Source organism: Polaromonas sp. P2_G11, from assembly GCF_056403595.1.
In genome coordinates this window covers 121,732-144,467 of record NZ_JBFUFE010000003.1, presented here as the reverse complement: position 1 = coordinate 144,467, position 22,736 = coordinate 121,732, and the positions used below count along the sequence as shown (strand labels likewise).

Genomic DNA, 22,736 nt, shown 5'->3' with positions numbered 1-22,736 from the left:
GTGTTGCCCGGTCTTGCTAGAGCAAGCCCTGGGTGCGCGCCAGGTGGCTGGCCTGTGAGCGGCTCTTGACATTCAGGCGCCGGAACAGCCGCCACAAATGCACTTTCACTGTGTGCTCGCTGATCTGCAGCTCTTCGGCGATGTCGCGGTTGCTCATGCCTTTGTCGAGCATGACCAGCAACTGCTTTTGCCGCTTGGACAGTTTTTCCGTTGGGGTGGATGGCTCCGGGTCGAGTTCTTCACTCAGGAAGACGCGCAGGACGTTCGATATCTCGGTGGCCCCCGCAGACTTCTGGATGTAGGCATCGGCACCTGCCTCAATGGACAGGTCCTCGTAGTCCTGGGCCGGCGCGGCCGACAGCACCACCAGGGGCACGTTGGGGAATTGGTGTTTGAGCTCACGCACGCCCGAAACACCATTGGTGTCAGGCAACCTCAAGTCGAGGCAGATGAGTTCGGGGACACCGTGTTGCTGCACGGCAGGCATTACCGCGGCGAGCCGGTCCAGCTCGGTCACAGTGGCCTTGCTGCTAAGGCGGCGAATCAACATGACAACCGCTTCGCGCATCAGCGGATGGTCATCTATTACAAAAATACTCATTAGTTCACGTCTGAAGTATCGTTCCTGTCAGCTATCGAGCATAACTGGTGAATGTCAACTTTGGGGCACTAATAAACTTGAAATTGCGGTATTTTTTCAGGGTGGTAATACCCTAAAACAACAATGAATAAGTCTTTCGTACCAATGTGATTCTGTCGAAGGCCACCGCGCACGGCCAAAGCCCCTGGCCCAAATTGCTTAATCCCGCAACTCAGGGAGTTACAGGTGCAAAAAAACGTAGCGCTGTTTCGACCTCGGCTGCCTCGATACCGGGCAAGATTTGAAGCTTATCTTGCAGTGCAGCAAGCGCACCGGTCCCTTCGTTCTGCAGGGTGGAAATTATCAGCGCGGCTTCCCGGGGAGATTCAAAGCCATGGCTCTGCAGCAGCACCTTGGCGTCGGCATCCTGCAGCTTGAAATAGAACTGGCCGTCCTTCTCACGGTATTGCTTGAAGGCCGGAGCAACACTTTTGACTGACTTCCCTTTCGACGTGCCAGCCGGCTTTATCGCGAGGTTGCGCAAACCAACGGCGCGACGCAACTCGCCCATGAAAGGCGTGGCCTCCGCGCGCGCCTTCTGCGCACCCGCCTGCAAGGTCGCCTCGATCTTTGCCGGGTCGCTGATGAGGTCGTGGTATCGCTCGCGCATGGGCACTACTTCACGGTCAATGCGCTCGAACAGCAACTGTTTGGCATCGCCCCAGGCAATGCCTTCGGCATAGGCCTTGCGCAGGGCCTGGGTTTCGTCCGCGCTCGCAAAGGCCTGGTAAATCTGGAACAGCGCCGAGCCCTCGACTTCCTTGGGTTCGCCCGGTGCGCGTGAATCGGTGAGGATGCCGGCGATCAGCTTGCGCATCTGCTCGCGTGGGGTGAAAAGCGGAATCGTGTTGTCGTAGCTCTTGCTCATCTTGCGACCGTCCAGTCCGGGCAGCAGCGCGACGGACTCTTCAATCACCGCTTCGGGCAGCACCAGGTGCTCACCGTACAGGTGGTTGTAGCGCTGCGCCATGTCGCGCGCCATTTCGATGTGCTGGATCTGGTCGCGCCCCACCGGCACCTTGTGCGTCTTGAACAGCAGGATGTCCGCGCCCATCAGCACCGGGTACATGAAGAGGCCGGCGGTGACGTCGGCATCAGGGTCGTTGCCGGCTGCCTCGTTCTTGTCGACAGAGGCCTTGTAGGCATGGGCACGGTTGAGTACGCCCTTGCCTGTGACGCAGGTCAGCAGCCAGGTGAGTTCAGGGATTTCCGGGATGTCGGACTGGCGATAGAACGTCACGCGCTCCGGGTCCAGCCCGGCGGCCAGCCAGCTCGCCGCGATCTCGAGTGTGGACTGCTGGATGCGCGCGGGTTCATCGCATTTGATCAGTGCGTGGTAGTCGGCCAGGAAGTAAAAGCTGCGGACATCGTCGCGAAAGCTGGCCTGAACCGACGGCCGGATCGAGCCGACATAGTTGCCCAGGTGGGGCGTACCGGTGGTCGTGATGCCGGTGAGGAAACGGGTGGGGAACGGTGTATTCATGACAATCTTGGGGGCAATGAAATGGGGAGGTTGATCAGATCCAGCAAGCTGTATCCCAGCACCACCAGTGGCCAGAGCCAGTAAGCGCTGACGATGCCAAGGAGAACGAGCCCCATGACGATGAAAAACCCCCATGGTTCGAGGCGGGCGACAAACTGAGCCTGCTTCCACGGCAGCAGGCCCACCAGGATGCGGCCGCCATCAAGCGGAGGCAAAGGAAAAAGATTGAAGGCCCACATCACGAGATTGACCAGTACGCCAGCCTGGCACATGACCAGGAAAAACGGCTCCTGGACACCGGCGTTGATCAGCACCGCATACAACACGGCCCAAAGTACGACCTGTATGAAGTTGGCGGCGGGGCCCGCAAGTGCCACCCAGATCATGTCGCGTTTGGGTTTGCGCAAATTTCCGAAATTGACGGGTACCGGTTTTGCGTAGCCGAACAGAAAGGTGCCTGAGGTGGCGAAATACAGTAGCAGCGGCATGACGATGGTGCCGAGGGGGTCGATGTGCTTTACGGGGTTCAGCGTGACACGGCCCAGCATCCAGGCGGTGTTGTCACCGAAATAGCGAGCCACATACCCATGCGCAGCTTCGTGCACGGTAATGGCGAAGAGCACTGGCAGCGCGTAGATGGCGACGGTTTGAATCAGGTTGGCGATATCCATGCCGAATTATGACCCCCACGGTCGCTCACTTCGTGTAGCTCCCTGCCCCCCGAAGGGGGCTGCTGCGCCTGCGGCCCGGCAAAGCCGGTTCCGCGGCCCCTGCTTGAAGGGGAGTCCGCTCGCTAAAGGCCTAATGCAGCCAGCTCGCCCCGGCCCTGTCGCACCACGACAGGCTCGCCGCCGTCGCCCATGGCCGTCAGGTCGATCACGGTGGTCGGCTCCTGGTGGCAGGCGCCTGCGTCGATCACGGCGGCCAGCTCATGCTCCAGCAGCTCGCGGATCTCGTGCGCATCGTTCAGCGGCTCGGTGCCGTCCCGCGGAATCAGCGTGGTGGCCAGCAGCGGCGCGCCATGCAGCTCCAGCAGCGCCTGCAAAACCTTGTGCTCCGGCACGCGCAGGCCGATGGTCTTGCGCGACGGGTGGCTCACGCGGCGCGGCACTTCCTTGCTGGCTTCGAGGATGAAGGTGTAGGGCCCTGGCGTGGCGGCCTTGAGCAGCCGGAATTGTTTGTTGTCCACCCGCGCGTAGTTCGCCAGCTCGCTCAGGTCGCGGCACAGCAGGGTGAGGTGGTGCTTGTCGTCGACGCCGCGAATACGGCGCAGGCTGTCGGCCGCGGCCTTGTCGTCGAGGTGGCATACCAGGGCATAGCTGGAGTCGGTTGGCACGGCCACAATGCCGCCGCGTTCAAGCAGCGCCACCGCCTGCTTGAGCAGGCGGGTGTGCGGGTTCTCGGGGTGAACTTCAAAAAACTGTGACATACAGGTTTGTCGCCGGCTTGGGTTTCAGGATTCGGTGGGTTCAATGATGATGCGGCTCTCGCGTACCGCAAGCCAGGCGCCAGTGGCACCACACACGGTAATCATGGCAATGCCGAGCAGCGACCACTGATCCGGAACATGGGAAAAGATCAGCCATCCGCCCAGCATGGCAAAACCGATTTGGGCGTAAAGGAACGGCGTCAGGGTTGATGCAGTGGTTCGCGCATAGGCAAGAATCATCATGAAGTGCCCGACGGCTCCGAGGAAGCCCATCAGGCAAAGGCAGGCCCAAAGCACCCAGGAATCCAGCGAAGTCCAGACAAAGGGAAGGGCCAGCGAGGCGATGAGCGTGCCCACCCAGCCGGTGTAGAAGTGCATGGTTGCCGGGTCTTCGGTACGGGCCAGGCGGCTGGTCAAAATCTGGAACCAGGCATTGGACACCACCAGGCTCAGCGGTAGCAGCAGCGTCCAGTCAAAGCCGGAGCTTCCCGGCCGGATGATGATCAGCGCACCGGCAAAGCCTCCCAGGACCAGCCCCCAGCGCAACGCCGGTACGCGCTCACCCAGCTGTAGCGATGCCAGCAGGGTGATGACCAGCGGCGTGATCATGATGATGGCCGTGAACTCGCCCACGGGCATGTATTTGAGGCTGAAAAACGCCAACCCGCTGCTGGTCAGCAGCAGTACGCCGCGTAAAAGCTGGAACCTGGGATGCGCCGTTCGAAACAGCGTTCGCCCGCGCGCAGGAAGCATCACCACGGTCGTGGCCACGGCCTGGAACGCATAGCGAAACCACAGCGCCATCAGGATGGGCACGCTCAGGGATATCCGTTTGGTGGTGGTGTCCAGCGCGGCGAAGCAGGCCATGGCGGCTACCAGAAGCGCAATGCCGGTCAGGGCAGGAGAGGTTTTTCTCGCGGGGCCGGCCATCACTGGATGCGGTCCACCAGCAGCTCCCACACCGGTGTCAGTTCGCCCGGCAGGAATGGCAGGGTACCCAGGTCGGTGTGGCTTTCGTCGGGGCTGTGGAAGTCGCTGCCGCGCGAAGCGGCCAGGCCGAACTCTTTGGCCGTATCGGCGTATTTGAGGTATTCCTGCGGCGTGTGGCTGCCGGTGACAACCTCCACGCCACGCCCGCCATGGGACTTGAACTCGGTGAACAAGGCGTATTCCTCGTTGGGGGTGAACTTGTAGCGGCCCGGGTGCGCAATCACGGCAATGCCCTTGGCCTGGGTGATCCAGGTGACGGCGTCGCGCAGGTTGGCCCAGCGGTGCGGCACATAGCCGGGCTTGCCTTCGGTCAGGTATTTGCGAAAGACCTCAGGTGTTTCGCGGCACACGCCGGATTCCACCAGGAAGCGGGCAAAGTGCGTGCGTGAAATGAGTTCGGGGTTGCCGACAAACTTCAGCGCGCCTTCGTAAGCGCCCATGATGCCGACCTTGGCCAGCGAGTCCGACATCTCCATGGCGCGCTGTTCGCGGCCGCCGCGCGTATTGCGCAGGCCTTGCTGCATCGCAGGGTCGTCGGCGTCGAAACCCAGTCCGACGATGTGGACCGTTTGCCCCGCGAAGGTAACGGACACCTCGGTGCCGGTGAGGTAATGCATGCCCTGCGCTTTGGCAGCGGCGGCGGCGCGGTGCTGGCCGCCTATTTCGTCGTGGTCTGTCAGGGCCCAGAGTTCGACCCCGTTGGCCTTGGCCCGTTCAGCCAGTGCCTCCGGTGTCAGCGTGCCGTCTGACACCACAGAGTGGCAGTGCAGGTCGGCATTCAGGATGTTTTTGGGAGTCACTGAGCCATTTTAGGCTTTGCAGGGTATTGGTGCAGGCCGGCTGCAATCTCCCTGACCCCAGAAGGCTCGCTTTGCGCGTGTGCGCGATGCCCTTGCACTGAAGGCGGTTTTGAGATGTTTCAGGCCGCCAGCCCAATATAGGCAAGCGCGATCAGCTATAAATTTAATAGCGTTCTCTGCCTCGCCGGATATGCGTCACTACGCTTGAAATGACCGGTTGCTATGAAATATATAGCTGCTTGCGCCTGTTCCTGTTGGGCTGCAGCCTTAAAGCCCCAAGGCAGTGAGTTCCGGCGAGAGTTTCTCCCACGGCACATCAAAGCCTGGCTGGCTGCGCTGCGGTGGCGGTGCATGGCTGCGCAGGGCCCAGTGGGCGCCGGCCAGCACGCTGTCGATCAGCGGCACGCTCACCCCGGGTTGCAGGGTCGCGGCCATGCCTGCCAGGCCCGCGCCGCCCAGAATGACGGCCTGCGCGCCCAGCTGGCGCACCGCGTCGCGGCAGGCCTGGGCGAGCAGGGTGCGCGCGGCGGCAGGGTCGGCCGCCAGCTGCGCGCCGGTCGGCGCAACGGTGTGGATGCCGGCCAGCGAAGGCGCATGGCCCAGCGCCTGGGCCAGCCGCTGCAGCATTGGCCCCCAGCGCTCGCCCCCGGTGACGATGGCAAAGCGTCCATGGCGCGCCGCCTCGATGAAGGCCGCCTCGGCCAGGCCGGTCACCGGCACCGGGCTGCTTTCGCGTAGCGCCAGCAGGCCAGGGTCGCCAAAGCAGCCGATCAGCACCGCATCAGGCGTTTCAGGTGCGCCACCCGTTTCACCTGTGCCGGCCAGCGCAGCGGCCCAGGCGTCCAGTGTGGCGTGGGAGGCAACGGCGTAGCTGGCTTCATCCGAGATATAAGGTGCACCGAAACGCGCGGTGGCGGTGCGCACGTTCACATGCAGCCCGGCGGCGGCTTGCACGTGGGTCTGCAGCAGCGCACTGACCGAAGCCGAGGTGTTGGGGTTAATGACTAGTAGTCTGCGCACGGTTAGGAATTCACCCTCGGTCAGCCAAACAGAGTGGACAGGTCGGGCGCATCGTCGGCCGGCGGCGTGAACTGCAGCTGCGACTCCAGCCGCGTCAGGTGTTCGCGCATGTGGCGCGCGGCTTCCTGGACGTCGCGCAGGCGAATTGCGTCCAGCAGCTTGCGGTGCTCGCGGCAGCCGCAGGCGGCGGCTTCGTCGCGGCTGTCCTTGTGGGACGTGCTGTAGGTCATCAGGATCAGCGACGTGCGCGAGGTCAGCTCGCGCAGGATGCGGCCCAGCGTCTGGTGGCCCGCGCGTTCGGCGATCTGCAGGTGAAAGTCGCCCGACAGGCGGATCGCGCGGTGCATGTCGCCGGCCAGGCGCGCGGCCTCTTCGTCGTCAATGCAGCGTTTGAGCTGTTGCATGTCGGCCTCGCTCGCCTTCGCAATGAAGAGCTCCACCAGCGTGGGTTCAATCAGCCGGCGCACCTCAAAAACTTCGCGCGCCTCCTGCTCGGTGGGCTGGGCCACGGTGGCGCCGCGGTTGGGAATGAGGGTAACGACCTGCTCATTGGCCAGACGCACCAGCACCGGGCGGATGCGCGTGCGCGACACACCAAAGGCGCCGGCCAGTTTGTCTTCGACCAGCTTGGTGCCCGGCGGCAGGCGGTGGTCCAGGATGGCCGAGATCACGCGCTCATACATCTCGCTGTCGGTCAGGGGGGTTGCCTGGGTTACGGGCGTTGCCTCGCTCATCGGGTGCCTTTCTTTTGCCGGCGGCCCAGCCACCAGGCCAGGCCCAGTGCCAGCGCCATGACCAGCAACGACACCACAGTGGTGACGGTACCCAGAGCATAAATGGACGGCGTGGTGACGGTGGTGGTCAGCCCCTGCAGCTCCAGCGGCAGGGTGTTTACGTCGCCGATAGCCTGCGAGGTGCGGGCGATTTCGTCCCAGCTCAGGGTAAAACCAAACATGCCGATGCCCACCACCGACGGCGCGATCAGCGGCATCACCACATGCCGGAAGCCCTGCCACGGCGTGGCGCCCAGGTCGCGCGCGGCTTCTTCGTAAGCCGGGTTGAAGCGGTTGAAAATCGCGAACATGATCAAAAGGCCAAAGGGCAGCGTCCAGGTCAGGTGCGCACCCAGCGCCGAGGTGAAGAGCCCCAGCGATGTGCCGTAGCCCTCCAGCGCATCGGCCATGCCGAAAGCCTCCAGTGCTTTCTTGACGCCGGTGTCGAGCAGGCGGAACTCCAGGCCAATACCCAGTGACACGATGATCGACGGCATGATCAGGCTGGCCACCACCACAAAAAACAGCGTGTTGCCGCCCGCAAGTTTCTTGCGAAAAGCCAGGCCGGCCAGCACCGACAGCAGCACCGTGAAAGCCATCACGGCCAGGCCCAGGCCCAGCGAGCGCTTGAGCGCCGCGCCGATGTCGACCACGCCCAGCCCTTCGGCCAGCTTGTAAAACCAGTGCAGCGACACGCCGCGCAGCGGAAACGTCAGCCCGCCTTCAGGCCCCTGAAAACTCAGCACCACGATGACAAACATCGGGCCATACAGGAACAGCACAAACAGCGCAAAGAATGCGGCCAGGAACCAGAAGCCGGCGGAGCGTTTTTCGGACATAGTTAGAACCTTCGCAGAAGGGGCCGCAGCGCCGGGCCGCCCCAAGCAAGGCCAGCCCCCTCGGGGGGCAGCGCAGTACACGAAGTGACAAGCGTGGGGGTCATAGCTCTTTTCGAATGTCGACCAGCCGCGTTAAAGCCCAGATGATCATCAGCACGATGGCCAGCAGGATTACCGCATTGGCCGCCGCCAGCGGAAATTGCAGGTAAGAGGTCTGCACCTGGATGATCTTGCCGATGGAGGCAATCTGCTGGCCGCCCATGACGCCGATGGTCACGAAGTCGCCCATCACGATGGTGATGACAAAAATCGAGCCGATGATGATGCCCGTGCGCGACAGCGGCACGATGACATTCCACAGCGTTTGCCAGGCCGAGGCGCCGCTGTCATTCGCCGCTTCGATCAGGCTGCGGTCTATGCGCATCATCGAATTGAAGATCGGCACGATCATGAACATGGTGTAGAGGTGCACAAACGCCAGCACCACCGAAAAATCAGAAAACAGCAGCCACTCCACAGGTTGGTTCACGATGCCCAGGCCCGTCAGGCTCTGGTTCACCAGGCCGTTGCGGCCCAGCAGCGGCACCCAGGAAATCATGCGGATCACATTGGACGTCCAGAACGGGATCGTGCACAACACGAACAGCAGCGTCTGCACGCTTTGCGAGCGCACATAAAAAGCCAGAAAGTACGACACCGAAAACCCCGTCACCAGCGTGATCAGCCAGACCAGGAAACTGAACTTGAAGGTCGACAGATACGTCTTGAAGGTGACACACATCTCCGACGTGTTGCCGCAACCTTCAAAGACGGCGAAGTAATTCTTCAGCGTAAAGCCGGGCAGCAACTCATACTCATTGAAGTCCCAAAAGCTCACCATCAACACCAGCGCCAGTGGCACCAGAAAGAACACCACAAACACCGCCGTCAACGGCGTAGCCTGCCACCAGGCCGCAAGGCTGCGCCCCGGCGCCTTGGCCGGACTCGAATGGGCAGTGATTGCAGGTGTGCTCATAAAAATCCAAATGGTTGAGTTGCGCTTACCGCCGGCGTCCGGTATCAAGGGCAAGCGAAGCGAAGCCCGTTCCAGGACACGCGGAACCGGCTTAGCCGGGCCGCAGTGTCGTCCCCTGTAGGGGAGAGGCCGCTACACGAAGTGAGCGACCACAGGGGGGTACTTATTTACGCAGCGACGAACTCATTCCATTTCTGCACCATGTAATTGTTCTCGTCCATGACCGCATTCCAGCAGGCGATGCCGCCCATGCGGGCTTCATAGCTGCCGCCGTCGCGCACCGCGCCGGTCTTGGCCAGCACATCGCCATTCGGGCTCTTGATGTCCTGCGAAGCCGGCTTGCCTTCCATCCAGTAGGCCCACTCATACGCTTCCATCTTGGCCTTGGCGGTTTCCAGCACGGCGCTGTAATAGCCCTGGCGGTTCAGATACGCGCCGGCCCAGCCGTCGAGGAACCAGTTGATGAACTCATAGGCACCGTCCAGCTTCTTGCCCGACAGCGTAGCGGGCAGGCCAAAGCCGGCGGCCCAGGCGCGGTAGCCTTCTTTCAGCGGCTGGAAGTTGCAGGCGATGCCCTTGGTGCGCACGGCCGTCACGGCGGGGCTCCACATCGACTGGATCACCACTTCGCCCGAGGCCATCAGGTTGACCGACTCATTGAAGTCTTTCCACAGCGCGCGGAACTGCCCGGCCTTCTTGGCTTCAATCAACGTGGCGATCGTCAGGTCGATCTCTTTCTTCGTCATGTTGCCCTTGTCCGGGTACTTGTAGATGCCCTTGGCCTCTACCACCATGGCGGCGTCCATGATGCCGATCGACGGAATGTTCAGGATGGCGGCCTTGCCCTTGAACTCGGGGTTCAGCAGCTCGGCCCAGGAGCTGATGGGGCGCTTGATCAAATCGGGGCGAATGCCCAGCGTGTCGGCGTTGTAGACCGTGGGAATGAGCGACATGAACTGCGTCGGGCTCTTGGCGAAGACCTTGCTCTTTTCGCCTTCCAGGTAAATCACTTTCTTGGGCGCGGTGCCCTGGTCGCCCACGGCCTTGCCGGCCACGGTGCCGGTGGTGAAGAGCGTGGTGATCTTGTCGGCGTTCTTGATGCGCTTGGTGTCAATGCCCTTCAGGTTGCCCGTGGGCACGATTTTCTTGAGCGAGAAGTACTCGGTGTCGATCAGGTCAAAGCTGTTGGGCGCGGTCACGGCGCGCTTGGTCACGTCGTCGGTGGTCACGGCCACGTACTGAATCGTGATGCCGGTGTCGGCCTTGAACTTCTCGGCGATGGCCTTGTCCTGGTTGACGGCGGTGCCCAGGTAGCGCAGCACGATTTTTTCCTGCGCGTGCACGGCAGGAAACAGGCCCGTGGCCAGAATGCCGGCCGTGCCCTTGAGCAAAGCGCGGCGCGGCACGCCGCCCACGGTGGTGTCGATGGCGGTGTCTTTTTGATCAGGAAGAGCGTCGGACATGGTGAAAAACTCCTGGTGGCTTGGGTGGAAATCTTCTTGCGAAGGGACGGTTGAAAAATCTGTATTTCTGTGAGCCTTACGGATCAGGCACTAATGACGGCAGGAGGGGCGGCCTGCAGCGTGTGCGCCGCTTCGGGCGCCCATGACAGTTGCACGCTGTCGCCCGGCGCATAAGGCCGGGCCGCAAACGCCGCCTCCGGCACCATCACCGACAACTCGGCGGTGCTGTGGGCCGTCGGTGAAACGCCCGGGTTCTGCAGGCCCAACAGCACATACGGGCCCTGGTATTCGACGTCGGTCACCACGGCGCGCCGGTTGTGCGGCGCGTCAGGCGCGGCATCGCCGGCCGGGGTGATCTGCATGTGGTCGGTGCGCACGCCTATCTTGCCGGTGGGCGTGTCGAGCACGTTGTGCCCACCCATGAAGCGCGCCACAAACTCACTCGCGGGACGGTTGTAGATTTCGTGCGGCGAGCCCACCTGCTCGATCAGCCCGTGGTTCATCACCACCATGGTGTCGGCCAGCGCCATCGCCTCTTCCTGCGAGTGCGTAACGTGGATAAAGGTGAGCCCCAGCTCTTTTTGCCAGCGCCGCAGCTCGGCGCGCATCTGGATGCGCAGGAAAGGGTCCAGCGCCGACAGCGGCTCATCAAGCAGCAGCACACGCGGCTGCGTGATCAACGCGCGCGCCAGCGCCACGCGCTGCTGCTGCCCGCCCGAAAGCTCGGCCGGCTTGCGTTCGGCCAGGTGGCCCATCGCCACCCGCTCCAGCAAGTCTTTGGCCTGCTGGCGGCGGGCCGCCTTGTCCACGCCTTTCATCTTCAAACTGAAGGCCACGTTGTCGAGCGCTGAAAGATGCGGAAACAGCGCAAAGCTCTGGAACATCATCGCCGTGCCGCGGCCGGCGGCGGGCAGGTCGGTGATGTTGCGGTTTTCCAGCAGGATGTCGCCGCTGGTGACGGACTCGTGGCCCGCCATCATGCGCAGCGTGGTGCTTTTGCCGCAGCCCGAAGGCCCGAGCAGGCAGCAGTAGCTGCCGCTGGCAATGCGCAGGTTGATGCCGTCAACCGCTGGCTTGTCTTGCTGCGCGTACCGTTTGGTCAGCGCAATGGCTTCAATGGCGACAGGGGGCGGGCTGGCAAGAGCGTTCATGCCAAGCTTCTGTGCAAGGCTTGTGCCAGCTTTGTATGCGATCTATGGCCATATTGTGTACAAAATGCATGATTCTGGTGCCGAGCAAGCCGTGCCTGCCTGCCATGCTGGTGCATGCTGTAACCAGAAGTTCCTGAAACTTCCGACTGTCAGGTTTGGGTGTGCCCCCGTGTCCTCTTTTCAGGTTTTCTTCCTGTCGCCGCCGGGGCTTGAAGCCAGCAGTCCATGGCCTACCATCAGCGCTTCCGTCTTATGGAGCCGTCCTTGATCACCCTGCACCACCTCAACAATTCCCGCTCGCAACGCATCCTCTGGCTGATGGAAGAGATGGGCCTGTCTTATGAAATCCAGCGCTACCAGCGCGACCCTAAAACCATGCTGGCGCCGCCTTCACTGCGCGCGGTGCATCCGCTGGGCAAGTCGCCGGTGATCACGGATGGTGAGTTCACGCTGGCCGAGTCGGGCGCCATCATTGAATACCTGGTGGCGCGCTACGGCGCCGGCCGCCTGGCGCCCGAGGCCGGCACGCCTGCGCACCTGCGCTACACCTACTGGCTGCACTACGCCGAAGGCTCGGCCATGCCGCCGCTGCTCCTCAAGCTGGTGTTCGACAAGGTAGAGAACTCTCCCATGCCGTTTTTTGTCAAGCCGATTGCCCGCGCCATCGCCGGCAAGGTCAAGAAGACCTTTATCGAGCCGCAACTGCGCCAGCACCTGGATTACCTGGAAATGTCATTGGGCCAGAGCGACTGGTTTGCCGGCGCCGAGTTCAGCGGCGCAGACATCCAGATGAGCTTTCCGCTGGAGGCGGCTGCCGCGCGCGGCGGGCTTAACGAGAGCCGGCCCAGGCTGATGGATTTCCTGGCACGCATCCACGCCAGGCCCGCCTACCAGCGTGCGATTGCGCGTGGCGGTGAGTTTGCGTTGCAGTGACATCGGCAGAACTTGCTGAGGTGCTATTAAATCAATAGCTGCTCGCGCAAACTCTTAAAGGGCTGGAGCCGTTTTTGACTTGATATTCTGGGTTTCTGGAGTGATTGGCAGGCCAGGCGCCTGCCGGCTGCGCACAAACTGCATGGCCTGCGGCTGGCCCACCAGCACACACTGCTTGCCGGTGCGCCGGCAGTGGTCCTGCACGCGCCAGTAGGCGTCGTGGCTCACGCAGCCGGTCTGGCAGATCACCAGGTCGGCGGCGACCAGGCTGGCCTCCAGTGCGGCTGCGTCCTGCAGGTCGTCACCCGCATGGTGCAAAAAGTGCCCGCCAGCCATTTCAACAACACGCCGGGCTGCGGTGGTGCCGGCGCCTTGCTCGCCCACGCACAGCACCGACTTTTCATGCAGGGCGGCTGTGGCTTGCGAAGCTGGTAAAGCCGCCGCCAGCGTGGCCGGGGCCGCCGTGTTCTTTTGCCGGCCCAGGCGTTCCCGCACCAAACCCTGCAAGTCATGGACACGGCCCATCAGCCACTCCACCCGGCGCGCCAGCGTCAGCCGTTTGGGCAGGCCGGGGATGGCCGCCTCCACGGCCTGCCGGTCTTCACGCTCCCAGGCCAGCGCCGTCTCCCGCACCATCGCCGCCGCGCGCAGGCGCACCGCCTGGGATTGCAGGCGCGAGATTTCCGCGGCCTGCACGGCAATCACCGTGCTGCAGCGCTTCTGGATCTCGCCGTACTGGGCGAGCAGGGCGCGGTGTTCCCGGTCAAGGCCGGGCAGAGAGGTACAGGGTCCTTGCATGTCGGGGCTCCATAAGATGAAGGCGCCCCCGTCAACAAACGAACGATATGCAATCGAAGAGGCAACCGAAGCATCAGCCGATAAAAGGGCAAAACCCATCTTAAATGAGAATTACTCTCAATTGGAGTAAGGGCTTATGCCTTTTTGGGTAAACAGATGAAACCCTTGAAGTATCCCTATTTGCTATCAATTCAGGAGCTGCTTGCGCACACCCTTATTGGCCAAAACCCCGATTCGCTTAAGAAACCCAGGGCTTTGAGGTAGCGGGCCGTCAGAGCTCAGCCGCTTCCACCAGAAACCGCACCCGCTTCACGCCCTGCCATTCGTCCGCATCCAGCCGGAAGGCCAGCTTGACCCGTGCGGGGAGTGATTCGGTGTGGCCAAACCAGATGCCGTCGACCGGCTGGCCCTGGTGCTTGAGCTTGAGCGCCAGGTGTTTTTCACCCACCAGCCGCTGCGACACCACTTCCACCACTTCGCTGAAGGTGGGGGCTGCAAACCCCTGGCCCCAGACTTCCTTGTGCAGCGTGTCGACCACGTCGGTGCGGCGATATTCGGCCGGCAGCGGGCCGTCGGTGTCCATGCGGCGCGTCAGCGTGGCGGCATCCAGCCATTCGTGCGCCACCTGCTGCAGCGCACTTTCAAACACTTCAAAGTGCTCTTCGGCAATGGTGCAGCCGGCTGCCATGGCGTGGCCGCCAAAGCGCAGCAGCACGCCGGGGTGGCGCTTGGCCACAAGGTCCAGCGCATCGCGCAAATGAAAGCCGGGAATCGAGCGGCCCGAGCCCTTGAGCTCGTGCTCTTTGCCGTCGGCCTGGCTGGCGGCAAACACGAACGTCGGGCGGTGCAGCTTGTCTTTGACGCGTGAGGCCACGATGCCGACCACGCCTTCGTGGAACTCCGGGTCGAAGATGGCAATCGCCGGCGGCGGCTCCTCATCTTCGTCAATCATTGCGTCAGCCGCCAGTTGCGCCTGCTCGCGCATGCCGGCCTCAATGTCGCGGCGTTCGCGGTTGATGCCGTCCAGCATTTGCGCCAGCTCGTCGCCGCGCGCCGGGTCGTCGGTCAGCAGGCATTCAATGCCCAGTGTCATGTCGCTGAGTCGGCCTGCCGCATTGATGCGCGGGCCCAGCGCAAAGGCAAAGTCAAACGTGGTGGCTACCGGCGCCTGCCGGCCCGCTGCCTTGAACAAGCTGGCCAGGCCCGCGGGCAAATGGCCCGTGCGTATGCGCTTGAGGCCCTGCGCCACCAGCCGGCGGTTGTTGGCGTCCAGCTTCACCACGTCGGCTACGGTGCCGAGGGCCACCAGCGGCAGCAGTGCGTCGAGCTTCGGTTGTGTGGCGGCGTCAAACACACCACGCGCACGCAACTCGGCACGCAGCGCCAGCAGCACATAAAACATCACACCCACGCCGGCAATCGATTTGCTTTCAAACGTGCAGCCAGGCTGGTTTGGGTTGACGATCACGTCGGCCTCGGGCAGCACCACTTCGCCGTCTCTCAGCGCGGGCAGGTGGTGGTCTGTCACCAGCACCTGCATGCCCAGCGCGCGCGCACGCGCCACGCCGTCGATGCTGGCGATGCCGTTGTCTACCGTCACCAGCACGTCGGCGCCAGCGGCCTTCACCCGCTCGGCAATCGGAGGCGTGAGGCCGTAGCCATCAGTGACGCGGTCAGGCACCAGGTAGCTCACATGCTGCGCACCCAGCAGCTTGAGGCCACGCAGCGCCACAGCGCAGGCGGTGGCGCCGTCACAGTCGTAGTCGGCCACCACGCAAATCTTTTTGCCGGCCGCCATCGCGTCGGCCAGCAGGCGCGCCGCCTCAGCGGCGCCGTGCAGCGAAGCGGGCGGTAGCAGCCGGGCCAGGCCGTCGTCCAGCTCGTCTGCCGCGTTCACGCCGCGCGCGGCATACAGCTGCGCCAGCAGCGGGTGAATGCCAGCTTGCTGCAGCGCCCAGACGCTGCGTGGGGGCACATCGCGTACCTGTATTTTCATGTGTGTCTACTATCTTTTTTATAGCTGCTCGCGCAAGTACCATAAGGGCTGCGGCATCAAAAGGTTCGAAATTTTGGCCAACAGGCCGGCCTGGTGCGTTTCAAACGTCTGCCAGCCGCGCTCGCCACACAGCGTCAGCCGCACGGCCTCGCCTGCGCGTTGGCGGGCCAGCAGCTGCGCCATCTCGCCGGCATCCAGTGCGGCCCAGGCTTGGGCATAGGCCTGCCAGTCATCAGCAAAAACGGCTTGCGCCAGGCTGCGTGGTGCGGTCGGCGCCTGGCTGGCAGGTTCATACCCAGCGGGCAGGGCGCCGCTGCCGCTCAGCCAGAAAGAATTGACCGGCAACTGGCGGCGCGCAGCGCGTTCATCGTTCAGCGCGTGGGTGTACAGCAGCATCTGCATTTCGTTTTGCAACAGCTTCATCTTGCGAGCTATGCCCTGGGCGTCGTCCTTGTTCTGCTTGGGCAGCCACGGGTCGACGTTGCGGCCCATCACCCGGTCGAGTGATGCGGTGGGCAGGCTGCGAAACACCTCGCCTTCGGCCAGCCAGCGCGCCGGCCCCAGCGCCGGCACATAGTGCATCGTGATGCCGTCGCCATCAAAGTAAGGCTGCATCGCCGCCAGCAAGGTGCGGGATTCCGTTTCATTCAGGCCCAGCGCAGCCGGGTCAGTCAGCGTGGCATGCTCGCGGCCCATGGCCCAGTGGCAGGGCGTTACCCAGGCCCAGGCCTTGCCGGTGCCGGCCTGCAGGTGCTGAGCAGCATCCAGCGCCGCCCACGGAATCAACCCGTCAGGCGTGTCCGCAGTGGCAAGGCCCAGCGCCTGGCCCAAGGCTCGCTCGTGCGGCGGCGACAGCGTGTGTGCATCTGCCGTATCAGTGTGTACTGACTTCATGCCTTTGAGCAATTGGCTCAGGTTGCGCATGCCTTGCACTGGCAGCGCCTTCATGGTGGGCAGCCAGGCTTCCGTACTGCAGGCCGCAAAGGGAATCAGCAGCTTCGGGCCTGTGAAAGGAGTGGGGGAATTGGCTGACATGGGGCTATTGTCCGGGATGCCACAATTGGCGTTCAAATTTGGGCGCTCAATTTGCGCGCTTAAATCGCACCCTATAAGAATCCGTTCGAGCTGGCCACCCGTGGCCCGCAACGACTACCAGGTTGAGTATGCAAATTCCTTATGAGCTGATAGTGGGCTGGCGCTACACCCGCGCCGGCCGCGCCACCCGGCGCAACGGCTTTATTTCTTTTATTTCAGGCGTGTCCATGCTGGGCATTGCGCTCGGTGTGGCCGCGCTCATCATCGTGCTCAGCGTGATGAACGGCTTCCAGAAGGAAGTGCGCGACCGCATGCTGGGTGTGATCTCGCACATCGAGGTATTCGCCCCCAACGGCGCTGCCTTGCCCAATCCGGAAAAAACCCTGGCTGAAATCAAGGCCAACCCGCAGGTCACCGGCGCCGCCACCTTCATCGCCGCGCAAGCCCTGCTGGCGCGCGGCGAAGACATGAAGGGCACCGTCGTACGCGGCATAGACCCGGCACTCGAAGGCCAGGTCACCGACCTCGCCGTGACGTCCGGCCCCACGCTAGCCAAGCTGGTGCCCGGCAATTTCGGCGTGGTGCTGGGCGGCGAGCTGGCCCGCGCCATGGGCGTGCGTGAGGGCGATAGCGTCACGTTGATCGCGCCCAGCGGCCAGGTCACCCCGGCGGGTGTGGTGCCGCGCCTGAAGCAAATGACAGTGGTCGGCACCTTTGATTCCGGCCATTTTGAATACGACTCGGCCCTGGTCATGATGCACCAGGACGACGCCGCGCGGATCTTCCGCCTCGAAGGGCCGACCGGCATCCGCATCAAGCTGAAAGACCTGCACCAGGCGCGCGAAGTCGCGTTTGAGCTGTCAAGAAGCCTGAGCGGTGATTTGCTGATTCGCGACTGGACGCGCCAGAACAAAACCTGGTTTGCCGCCGTGCAGCTTGAAAAACGCATGATGTTCATCATCCTCACGCTTATCGTGGCAGTCGCGGCCTTCAACCTCGTCAGCACGCTGGTGATGACGGTGACCGACAAGCGCGCCGACATCGCCATCCTGCGCACGCTGGGCGCCAGCCCCAAAAGCATCATGAAAATTTTTATGGTGCAGGGCGCACTGGTCGGCGTCATCGGCACGCTCTCGGGCCTCGTTCTGGGCCTGGGCATTGCCTTCAACATCGACGTCATCGTGCCGGCCATTGAACGCGCGCTCAACGCCAGCTTTTTGCCCAAAGACATTTATCTCATCAGCCGCATGCCGAGTGAACCGCAATACGCCGACATCATGCCGATCGTGGTTATCTCCCTGGTGCTGTCTTTCCTGGCCACCATCTACCCCAGCTGGCGCGCCAGCCGCGTGAACCCCGCGGAGGCCCTCCGTTATGAGTGAACTCAAGAACGACATGACGAATACGCTGCAAAGCACCAACGCGAACGGCGAAGTGGTGCTCAAGGCCAAGGGCCTCACCAAACGCTTCCACGAAGGCCTGATCGACCTGACCGTGCTGCATGGCGTAGACCTGCAAGTGCACGCCGGTGAAACGCTGGCCATCGTCGGCGCCTCAGGCTCCGGCAAAAGCACGTTGCTGCATTTGATGGGCGGGCTCGACGCCCCCACCAGCGGCCAGGTTGAACTCAAGGGCCAGATGCTGTCGTCGCTGTCACCCCAACAACAAGGCGATCTGCGCAACAAGCACTTGGGTTTTGTCTACCAGTTCCATCACCTGCTGCCCGAATTCAGCGCGCTCGACAACGTGGCCATGCCCCTGTGGATCCGCCGTGAGTCCCCTGCGGAATGCGCGCGCGTCGCCACCAAGATGCTGGCCGCCGTGGGCCTGCAAGACCGCATCCATCACCGCCCAGCAGAACTCTCAGGCGGCGAACGCCAGCGCGTCGCGATTGCGCGTGCGCTGGTCACGCAGCCTGCGTGCGTGCTGGCTGATGAGCCGACCGGCAACCTGGATCGTTCAACCGCCGACGGCGTGTTTGAACTGATGCTGCAATTGGCGCGCGACTTCGGCACAGCCTTTGTGCTGGTCACGCATGATGAAACGCTGGCTTCGCGTTGCGGGCGGCGTTTCAGGTTGGTCTCGGGGCGTTTGTCGGAGTGGGGTTGAGCGACAGCATCGATGCCAAGTGACCGCGTCGATTGCGAGGCTAGTTGGGTAGTTGGTCCACGGACTCCATGATGCTTCGAGGTCTGCCCGATCTGACGGGGGAATTTGCAGCATCAATCTGCGATGGTGCTGGTAGGCTTCGTATGGCGAGCGAGTCTTTGACGGGCTTCAGTTTCGCGTGGTGAGCCGTTAAGCTGTCAGCTTGCAAGGCTTGCCGGATACGCGGCAGCACAAGCATTGCACCGTGAACGCTGAGGTGGTCGTCGTCAAAATACCGGAACATCTCGCGGTCGACCAGAGGGCAGACAGCAGCATTGCATAGCAGGTCGTTGAATGACAAAACTTCAGCACCATTCATCGCCTCTCGATCAATCTGTGCGTTTACCCACTGCTGATCTGCAAGATGTGTATCGGTTGGAACTGCCGCGTCATTGATGGAATCAGTGTTGTAGCGTAATCGCCGTAGCACTTTCTTTGGATCGACCAGCTGTTGTGGTACGTCCTTGAAGATGAAAATCTTGACACCCGCACGCTTGTAGCGCTCCACGGTTTGACTAAGCCCGACGACAAATGATTCGCGTGACATGGCTTTCGAGTTAGGCAAGCGCATGTTCGTCGATAGAAAGTTGAGGTCCCAAGGCCGGGTCTTGCCCCCGGTGTAGTAAGTCCATCTGGCAAAGAGAAAAACGGCCGGGATGCCATTCTTCACTACATAGTCGAAAGCGCGCTCGTTCAAGAGCAAGCAATCTACCGCACCTTCCTTGTCGCGTACCGACTGGATGCCAAGCAAATGTGGGCAACCGGATGCGCCAGCAAAGGCGATCCGCTCACGATTTTCTGTCGATAGCGCCTCAAGCGCGGGCAGCACGCTGAGCGCGTGGCTGTCGCCTATGACGAATGTCGAGACTGGCCCGGATTTGCCCCAGGTACACATCCACGTTTCTGCCGTGTGCGCTGAGGGAAGGTCGAAGCAGTCCTTAGCCTGCGGACTCATCGCGATGCTCTTATCGAAACGAGCCCAGTACTGAATCCAGGGACGCTGGCCCAAGCCTTCCGTTTGCAATGCAAGGAAGCCGCCCATGCCGGCCAGGATCAGCGGAGCAAGGAGAAAACCGGCGAGACGTGGTTGAGAAAGCCTTCTGGCCGAGCGGACTGGGCGCTCAATAAAGGCAAAAGTTAGCCAGGCAAGAACAAAGCTAGCTGCAACCGCCGCAACGCGCGTTGTCATAGATGCGCTGGCGCCACCAAGAATATGCGGAAATGCGAGGAGCGGCCAGTGCCAGAGGTAAAGCGGAAAGCTGATCCGGCCGATCCATACTAATAGTGGCTGTGAAAGCACCATTCGGTTGAGCCAGGCTACGGGCCCGGCCGCGATGAGTAAAAAGGCCGCGACAACCGGAGGAATAGCCCACCAACCTGGAAATCCATGGAGCTCCGAAGTAAAGAATATGCTCAGCGCAAGGGTTAACCCTCCAAGAGTTGATAGCATATCTGCGCTGACGATGCGTTGCCACCGTTGAATGCGACCAGCGTTCGATTTTGAGCTGGATTGCGCGAGAGCTGCTCCGGCAAGCAACTCCCAGAACCGGGCTGCAGGCGAATAAAACGCGGCCGCAGGATTAGATTCAAGCGTCATGACGCTGAGCACAAACGACCCAAGTCCGACTGCGGCCAGGAGTGCCACAACACCGCCCCGGCGCTTGTAAGCGGTCCAAAGTAACACGGGCCACAGCAAATAGAACTGTTCTTCCACGCCGAGCGACCAAAGGTGAAGGAGCGGCTTAGCCGATGACGAGGTGTCAAAGTAACCTGTCTCCCGCCAGAGCAGGAGGTTTGAGAAGAATCCCGCTCCTCCAAGGGTGTGCGCGCCTAGGTCTCGAAGGTCGGAGGGCAACAGCAGGGCTATGCCAACGGCAAATACGGCGATCAGGACGACCGTCAGCGCCGGCACAATTCGCAGCACTCGCCGTTGATAAAAACCAAGGATGCTGAATTGCCCCGTATGGAGGGAGGTGAGGATGATGCGGGAGATCAGGTATCCCGAGATGACAAAAAAAACGTCAACGCCTACAAAGCCTCCTTCAAGCCACGTCGGGAAGGCGTGAAAGCTGATGACTGACAGGACTGCAATGGCGCGAAGCCCGTCAATGTCAGGTCTATAGTCGCTCAAAGAGCTTCCCTCACAAAATTTTTCTGCGTATGGGGCATCTTGCGGGTGGGGATTGCGTGGTCGTTATTCCAGCGCTCGACAAGAACACTAGTTGCTGGACTCGGCGCCGTCAGAGAATACCCGATCCGACGCAGCTCGGGGCCCGCATCGCCGCGTCCAAGGTGAGGCTGGCTGCATTGATAAGCAATAGATGTTGATCGGGCTGGCGGCAAGTGCGAACCAAGGCCATTTTCCCGCCGCCAGCCTGCACGCCGCCAGACAGGCATAATCCTTGATCCCTCCGCCGCGCGCGCCGGCGACTCCCCCTCACTTCGTGAGTCTTCAACATGCCGTGCAGCTCCCTGTCTGCGGTCCAGGACACAGCCACCTTTGCATGACTGATCACTACACCGCCCTCGGCCTGGACAGCGCAGCAACGCTGGCCGATGTCAAAAAAGCCTTTCGCCAGAAAGCCTCCTTCTGGCACCCGGACAAAAATGCCAACCCCGAGGCGCCTGAGCGTTTCAGGGCGGTGCAGCAGGCCTATGAGGTGCTGTCGGATGCGGACAAGCGCCAGGCCTATGACGACAACCGCCGTCGCAACCTGCTCGACAGCCCGATAGACACGGCGCGTGTGATCTGGGCCGATTATTTCAACCCACTGCTGTGACCCTCGCTGACCGAAAGAAGAACACCCCATGAAAAACCCGGCAGCATGAGTGTCTCCCCCTATTTCCTCGACCTGCGTTCGGCCTACCAGTCCGAGATGGACGACCTGCGATTCGACTCCGAGGGGCGTGACGTGCTGCACCAGCGCCTGGCCGGCAAACGCCAGGAGATGGCCTTTCTGGTCCAGATGATGGACACCAGCCCCGAGATGGTGGCGGTGGTGTTTCACCAGGGGTTTGATTTCACGGAAAAAAACGTGATGGAACACCTGCTCACCCACGATGTCGAGACCGACGGCTTTCCGGCCTGGGCCAGCCTGGCGGATGGCTTTGTGCTGGCGCCCTGGGCTCAGGACCTGGCGCACATCGTTCTGCAGGCGCCCGGCGGGGAGAAATTCCTGACGCTGACGGCGGGGCTGGAATACATGGCCGGTCTGCCGGTGGCCGCGTCCATCGTGAGCGCCGAAGCAGATGGTGACGGCGATGACGACGAAGACAGTGATGAGAACGGTGACGGCGCCCTGGTGATGTTTGAGGGCGATGACGATCGTGAGCAAAGCGCCGATGCCCGGGCACGCCACGAGGCAGGTTCCGACTGGCTGGTCCAGCAGGGCTTTGACGCCAAAGACTGACGCAAGCAAGCATGACCTGGAAGGTAAAACACTGATGACAACACATCTCGCCCTGATCGAAAAAACCCAAAGCCTGATTGCGGCCGGCGACATCGTCGGCGCCGAGGCTGCACTGGTCGGGCTGGCCGACGCCGAAGGTGATGCAGCGCTGATGGTGGTGCTGGAGCAGTTGCCGCCCAAGGACGTCCTGGCCGTCATTCGCGAGTACGACAACTCCAAGGAGTCGGTGGTCAGCCTGCTGGTCACGCCCGCGCAGTTTGCCCGTGCCGTGGTGATTGAAAAGCTCTACAAGGACCTGACCCGCACGCACCTGCGTGGCATGGTCAATGCGGTGATCTTCCGGGAGGACGCTGACCCGCTGGAATTTCTCACCGCGATTGGCGACCTGGACGGTGGCAGCGAAGCCCTCGCTGATTACTTTTCCGACCAGTGGAGCCGCGTCGAGGCCTTTGCGCGCAGCGGCAGCTTTGAGCTGGCCGACGAGTACGGCAAGATGCTGTCCCAGTCCGCGCTGCTGGCCTCGGCCTACGAAAGGCCACGTGTCCAGCTGGATGAGATCGCCGACCAGGACTGGATGCAGCTCGCCTGGCTGCTGCGTTACGAACTACCTGACCTGTTCATTGAAACGCTGATGGTGCTGCGCGCCAAGGGCAGTGCGCACAAGGCGGCTTCCGATGAGGAGAATGAAGAGAATGAGGACGATGTGCAGGACGACGACGGCAAGGTTGAGACCGGCGACACCGATCGCGGCAAGGCCACGCCGACGGCGCGTGAGTCCGACGAGGAATCGGCGATCTGAATTTGCAAACGCCC

Annotated in this window: 22 protein-coding genes; 6 read left to right on the top strand and 16 right to left on the bottom strand. The window is 62.2% G+C overall.

Going from position 1 to position 22,736, the window contains the following annotated elements; translation table 11 throughout:
• Positions 1–16: 16 nt before the first annotated feature.
• The 12 genes from AC1DWQ_RS11365 to AC1DWQ_RS11310 all read right to left on the bottom strand — a co-directional run bounded on the left by AC1DWQ_RS11365 (position 17) and on the right by AC1DWQ_RS11310 (position 11,603).
• Positions 17–601 (bottom strand): response regulator transcription factor, encoded by a 585-nt coding sequence (locus tag AC1DWQ_RS11365; RefSeq protein WP_457279564.1) that lies wholly within the window; start codon positions 599–601, stop codon positions 17–19.
• Between the two features lie 211 nt (positions 602–812).
• Complete coding sequence (locus tag AC1DWQ_RS11360; protein WP_477669743.1) at positions 813–2,123, bottom strand: tryptophan--tRNA ligase; 1,311 nt, start codon at positions 2,121–2,123, stop codon at positions 813–815.
• Positions 2,120–2,794 (bottom strand): site-2 protease family protein, encoded by a 675-nt coding sequence (locus tag AC1DWQ_RS11355; RefSeq protein WP_477669742.1) that lies wholly within the window; start codon positions 2,792–2,794, stop codon positions 2,120–2,122. The genes AC1DWQ_RS11360 and AC1DWQ_RS11355 overlap by 4 nt, the downstream gene beginning before the upstream one ends.
• Before the next feature lie 122 nt (positions 2,795–2,916).
• Positions 2,917–3,552, bottom strand: coding sequence for an L-threonylcarbamoyladenylate synthase (locus tag AC1DWQ_RS11350; RefSeq protein WP_477669741.1), 636 nt, complete (start codon positions 3,550–3,552; stop codon positions 2,917–2,919).
• A 24-nt stretch (positions 3,553–3,576) separates the two neighbouring features.
• Positions 3,577–4,482 carry a DMT family transporter gene (locus AC1DWQ_RS11345; protein ID WP_457279560.1) on the bottom strand — a complete coding sequence of 302 codons (906 nt, stop codon included), beginning with the start codon at positions 4,480–4,482 and terminating at the stop codon, positions 3,577–3,579.
• Entirely contained in the window at positions 4,482–5,342 is an 861-nt protein-coding gene (locus AC1DWQ_RS11340) for a 3',5'-nucleoside bisphosphate phosphatase (RefSeq protein WP_477669740.1), read from the bottom strand. Before AC1DWQ_RS11340 ends, AC1DWQ_RS11345 begins: the two co-directional genes overlap by 1 nt.
• Before the next feature lie 267 nt (positions 5,343–5,609).
• On the bottom strand, positions 5,610–6,362 hold the full coding sequence (locus AC1DWQ_RS11335; RefSeq protein WP_477669739.1) for an aspartate/glutamate racemase family protein: 753 nt from the start codon (positions 6,360–6,362) through the stop codon (positions 5,610–5,612).
• 20 nt (positions 6,363–6,382) lie between these two features.
• A complete protein-coding gene (locus AC1DWQ_RS11330) occupies positions 6,383–7,096 on the bottom strand; it encodes a GntR family transcriptional regulator (RefSeq protein WP_477669738.1) in 714 nt (237 codons plus the stop codon).
• A complete protein-coding gene (locus AC1DWQ_RS11325; RefSeq protein ID WP_477669737.1) occupies positions 7,093–7,974 on the bottom strand; it encodes an ABC transporter permease in 882 nt (293 codons plus the stop codon). Before AC1DWQ_RS11325 ends, AC1DWQ_RS11330 begins: the two co-directional genes overlap by 4 nt.
• Before the next feature lie 100 nt (positions 7,975–8,074).
• Positions 8,075–8,989: an ABC transporter permease gene (locus AC1DWQ_RS11320; protein ID WP_477669736.1), complete on the bottom strand. Its 915-nt coding sequence runs from the start codon at positions 8,987–8,989 to the stop codon at positions 8,075–8,077.
• Positions 8,990–9,156: 167 nt separating this feature from the next.
• Entirely contained in the window at positions 9,157–10,452 is a 1,296-nt protein-coding gene (locus AC1DWQ_RS11315; protein WP_477669735.1) for an ABC transporter substrate-binding protein, read from the bottom strand.
• A gap of 83 nt (positions 10,453–10,535) precedes the next feature.
• Positions 10,536–11,603 (bottom strand): ABC transporter ATP-binding protein, encoded by a 1,068-nt coding sequence (locus AC1DWQ_RS11310; RefSeq protein WP_477669734.1) that lies wholly within the window; start codon positions 11,601–11,603, stop codon positions 10,536–10,538.
• 264 nt (positions 11,604–11,867) lie between these two features.
• Between AC1DWQ_RS11310 and AC1DWQ_RS11305 the strand changes: the two genes are divergently transcribed.
• Positions 11,868–12,536 carry a glutathione S-transferase gene (locus AC1DWQ_RS11305; protein WP_477669733.1) on the top strand — a complete coding sequence of 223 codons (669 nt, stop codon included), beginning with the start codon at positions 11,868–11,870 and terminating at the stop codon, positions 12,534–12,536.
• Positions 12,537–12,590: 54 nt separating this feature from the next.
• Here AC1DWQ_RS11305 and AC1DWQ_RS11300 read toward each other — a convergent pair whose 3' ends face one another.
• The 3 genes from AC1DWQ_RS11300 to AC1DWQ_RS11290 all read right to left on the bottom strand — a co-directional run bounded on the left by AC1DWQ_RS11300 (position 12,591) and on the right by AC1DWQ_RS11290 (position 16,365).
• Entirely contained in the window at positions 12,591–13,172 is a 582-nt protein-coding gene (locus AC1DWQ_RS11300) for a DUF2325 domain-containing protein (protein WP_477670203.1), read from the bottom strand.
• A 433-nt stretch (positions 13,173–13,605) separates the two neighbouring features.
• Positions 13,606–15,330, bottom strand: coding sequence for a single-stranded-DNA-specific exonuclease RecJ (gene recJ, locus AC1DWQ_RS11295; RefSeq protein ID WP_477669732.1), 1,725 nt, complete (start codon positions 15,328–15,330; stop codon positions 13,606–13,608).
• 18 nt (positions 15,331–15,348) lie between these two features.
• A complete protein-coding gene (locus AC1DWQ_RS11290; protein WP_477669731.1) occupies positions 15,349–16,365 on the bottom strand; it encodes a hypothetical protein in 1,017 nt (338 codons plus the stop codon).
• A gap of 128 nt (positions 16,366–16,493) precedes the next feature.
• Between AC1DWQ_RS11290 and AC1DWQ_RS11285 the strand changes: the two genes are divergently transcribed.
• Both AC1DWQ_RS11285 and lolD read left to right on the top strand, forming a co-directional pair.
• Positions 16,494–17,747, top strand: a complete 1,254-nt coding sequence (locus AC1DWQ_RS11285) for a lipoprotein-releasing ABC transporter permease subunit (protein WP_477669730.1) — start codon at positions 16,494–16,496, stop codon at positions 17,745–17,747.
• Positions 17,740–18,474, top strand: coding sequence for a lipoprotein-releasing ABC transporter ATP-binding protein LolD (lolD, locus tag AC1DWQ_RS11280; RefSeq protein WP_477669729.1), 735 nt, complete (start codon positions 17,740–17,742; stop codon positions 18,472–18,474). The genes AC1DWQ_RS11285 and lolD overlap by 8 nt, the downstream gene beginning before the upstream one ends.
• Before the next feature lie 40 nt (positions 18,475–18,514).
• On the opposite strand, the gene AC1DWQ_RS11275 is transcribed toward lolD, so the two are convergent.
• A complete protein-coding gene (locus tag AC1DWQ_RS11275) occupies positions 18,515–20,644 on the bottom strand; it encodes an acyltransferase family protein (protein WP_477669728.1) in 2,130 nt (709 codons plus the stop codon).
• A gap of 373 nt (positions 20,645–21,017) precedes the next feature.
• On the opposite strand from AC1DWQ_RS11275, the gene AC1DWQ_RS11270 reads away from it, so the two are divergent.
• The 3 genes from AC1DWQ_RS11270 to AC1DWQ_RS11260 are packed head-to-tail and all read left to right on the top strand — an operon-like array spanning position 21,018 to position 22,722.
• On the top strand, positions 21,018–21,293 hold the full coding sequence (locus AC1DWQ_RS11270; protein ID WP_477669727.1) for a DnaJ domain-containing protein: 276 nt from the start codon (positions 21,018–21,020) through the stop codon (positions 21,291–21,293).
• Between the two features lie 45 nt (positions 21,294–21,338).
• A complete protein-coding gene (locus AC1DWQ_RS11265) occupies positions 21,339–21,923 on the top strand; it encodes a hypothetical protein (protein ID WP_477669726.1) in 585 nt (194 codons plus the stop codon).
• A gap of 34 nt (positions 21,924–21,957) precedes the next feature.
• Entirely contained in the window at positions 21,958–22,722 is a 765-nt protein-coding gene (locus AC1DWQ_RS11260; protein WP_477669725.1) for a hypothetical protein, read from the top strand.
• The last annotated feature ends 14 nt before the right edge of the window (positions 22,723–22,736 follow it).

Excerpts from the sequence above, each read along its gene's own strand:
- AC1DWQ_RS11365 (WP_457279564.1), bottom strand. The coding sequence starts at position 601 with ATGAGTATTTTTGTAATAGATGACCATCCGCTGATGCGCGAAGCGGTT.
- AC1DWQ_RS11360 (WP_477669743.1), bottom strand. The coding sequence starts at position 2,123 with ATGAATACACCGTTCCCCACCCGTTTCCTCACCGGCATCACGACCACC.
- AC1DWQ_RS11355 (WP_477669742.1), bottom strand. The coding sequence starts at position 2,794 with ATGGATATCGCCAACCTGATTCAAACCGTCGCCATCTACGCGCTGCCA.
- AC1DWQ_RS11350 (WP_477669741.1), bottom strand. The coding sequence starts at position 3,552 with ATGTCACAGTTTTTTGAAGTTCACCCCGAGAACCCGCACACCCGCCTG.
- AC1DWQ_RS11345 (WP_457279560.1), bottom strand. The coding sequence starts at position 4,482 with ATGGCCGGCCCCGCGAGAAAAACCTCTCCTGCCCTGACCGGCATTGCG.
- AC1DWQ_RS11330 (WP_477669738.1), bottom strand. The coding sequence starts at position 7,096 with ATGAGCGAGGCAACGCCCGTAACCCAGGCAACCCCCCTGACCGACAGC.
- AC1DWQ_RS11325 (WP_477669737.1), bottom strand. The coding sequence starts at position 7,974 with ATGTCCGAAAAACGCTCCGCCGGCTTCTGGTTCCTGGCCGCATTCTTT.
- AC1DWQ_RS11320 (WP_477669736.1), bottom strand. The coding sequence starts at position 8,989 with ATGAGCACACCTGCAATCACTGCCCATTCGAGTCCGGCCAAGGCGCCG.
- AC1DWQ_RS11315 (WP_477669735.1), bottom strand. The coding sequence starts at position 10,452 with ATGTCCGACGCTCTTCCTGATCAAAAAGACACCGCCATCGACACCACC.
- AC1DWQ_RS11310 (WP_477669734.1), bottom strand. The coding sequence starts at position 11,603 with ATGAACGCTCTTGCCAGCCCGCCCCCTGTCGCCATTGAAGCCATTGCG.
- AC1DWQ_RS11300 (WP_477670203.1), bottom strand. The coding sequence starts at position 13,172 with ATGGTGCGGGAGACGGCGCTGGCCTGGGAGCGTGAAGACCGGCAGGCC.
- recJ (WP_477669732.1), bottom strand. The coding sequence starts at position 15,330 with ATGAAAATACAGGTACGCGATGTGCCCCCACGCAGCGTCTGGGCGCTG.
- AC1DWQ_RS11290 (WP_477669731.1), bottom strand. The coding sequence starts at position 16,365 with ATGTCAGCCAATTCCCCCACTCCTTTCACAGGCCCGAAGCTGCTGATT.
- AC1DWQ_RS11285 (WP_477669730.1), top strand. The coding sequence starts at position 16,494 with ATGCAAATTCCTTATGAGCTGATAGTGGGCTGGCGCTACACCCGCGCC.
- lolD (WP_477669729.1), top strand. The coding sequence starts at position 17,740 with ATGAGTGAACTCAAGAACGACATGACGAATACGCTGCAAAGCACCAAC.
- AC1DWQ_RS11270 (WP_477669727.1), top strand. The coding sequence starts at position 21,018 with ATGACTGATCACTACACCGCCCTCGGCCTGGACAGCGCAGCAACGCTG.
- AC1DWQ_RS11265 (WP_477669726.1), top strand. The coding sequence starts at position 21,339 with ATGAGTGTCTCCCCCTATTTCCTCGACCTGCGTTCGGCCTACCAGTCC.
- AC1DWQ_RS11260 (WP_477669725.1), top strand. The coding sequence starts at position 21,958 with ATGACAACACATCTCGCCCTGATCGAAAAAACCCAAAGCCTGATTGCG.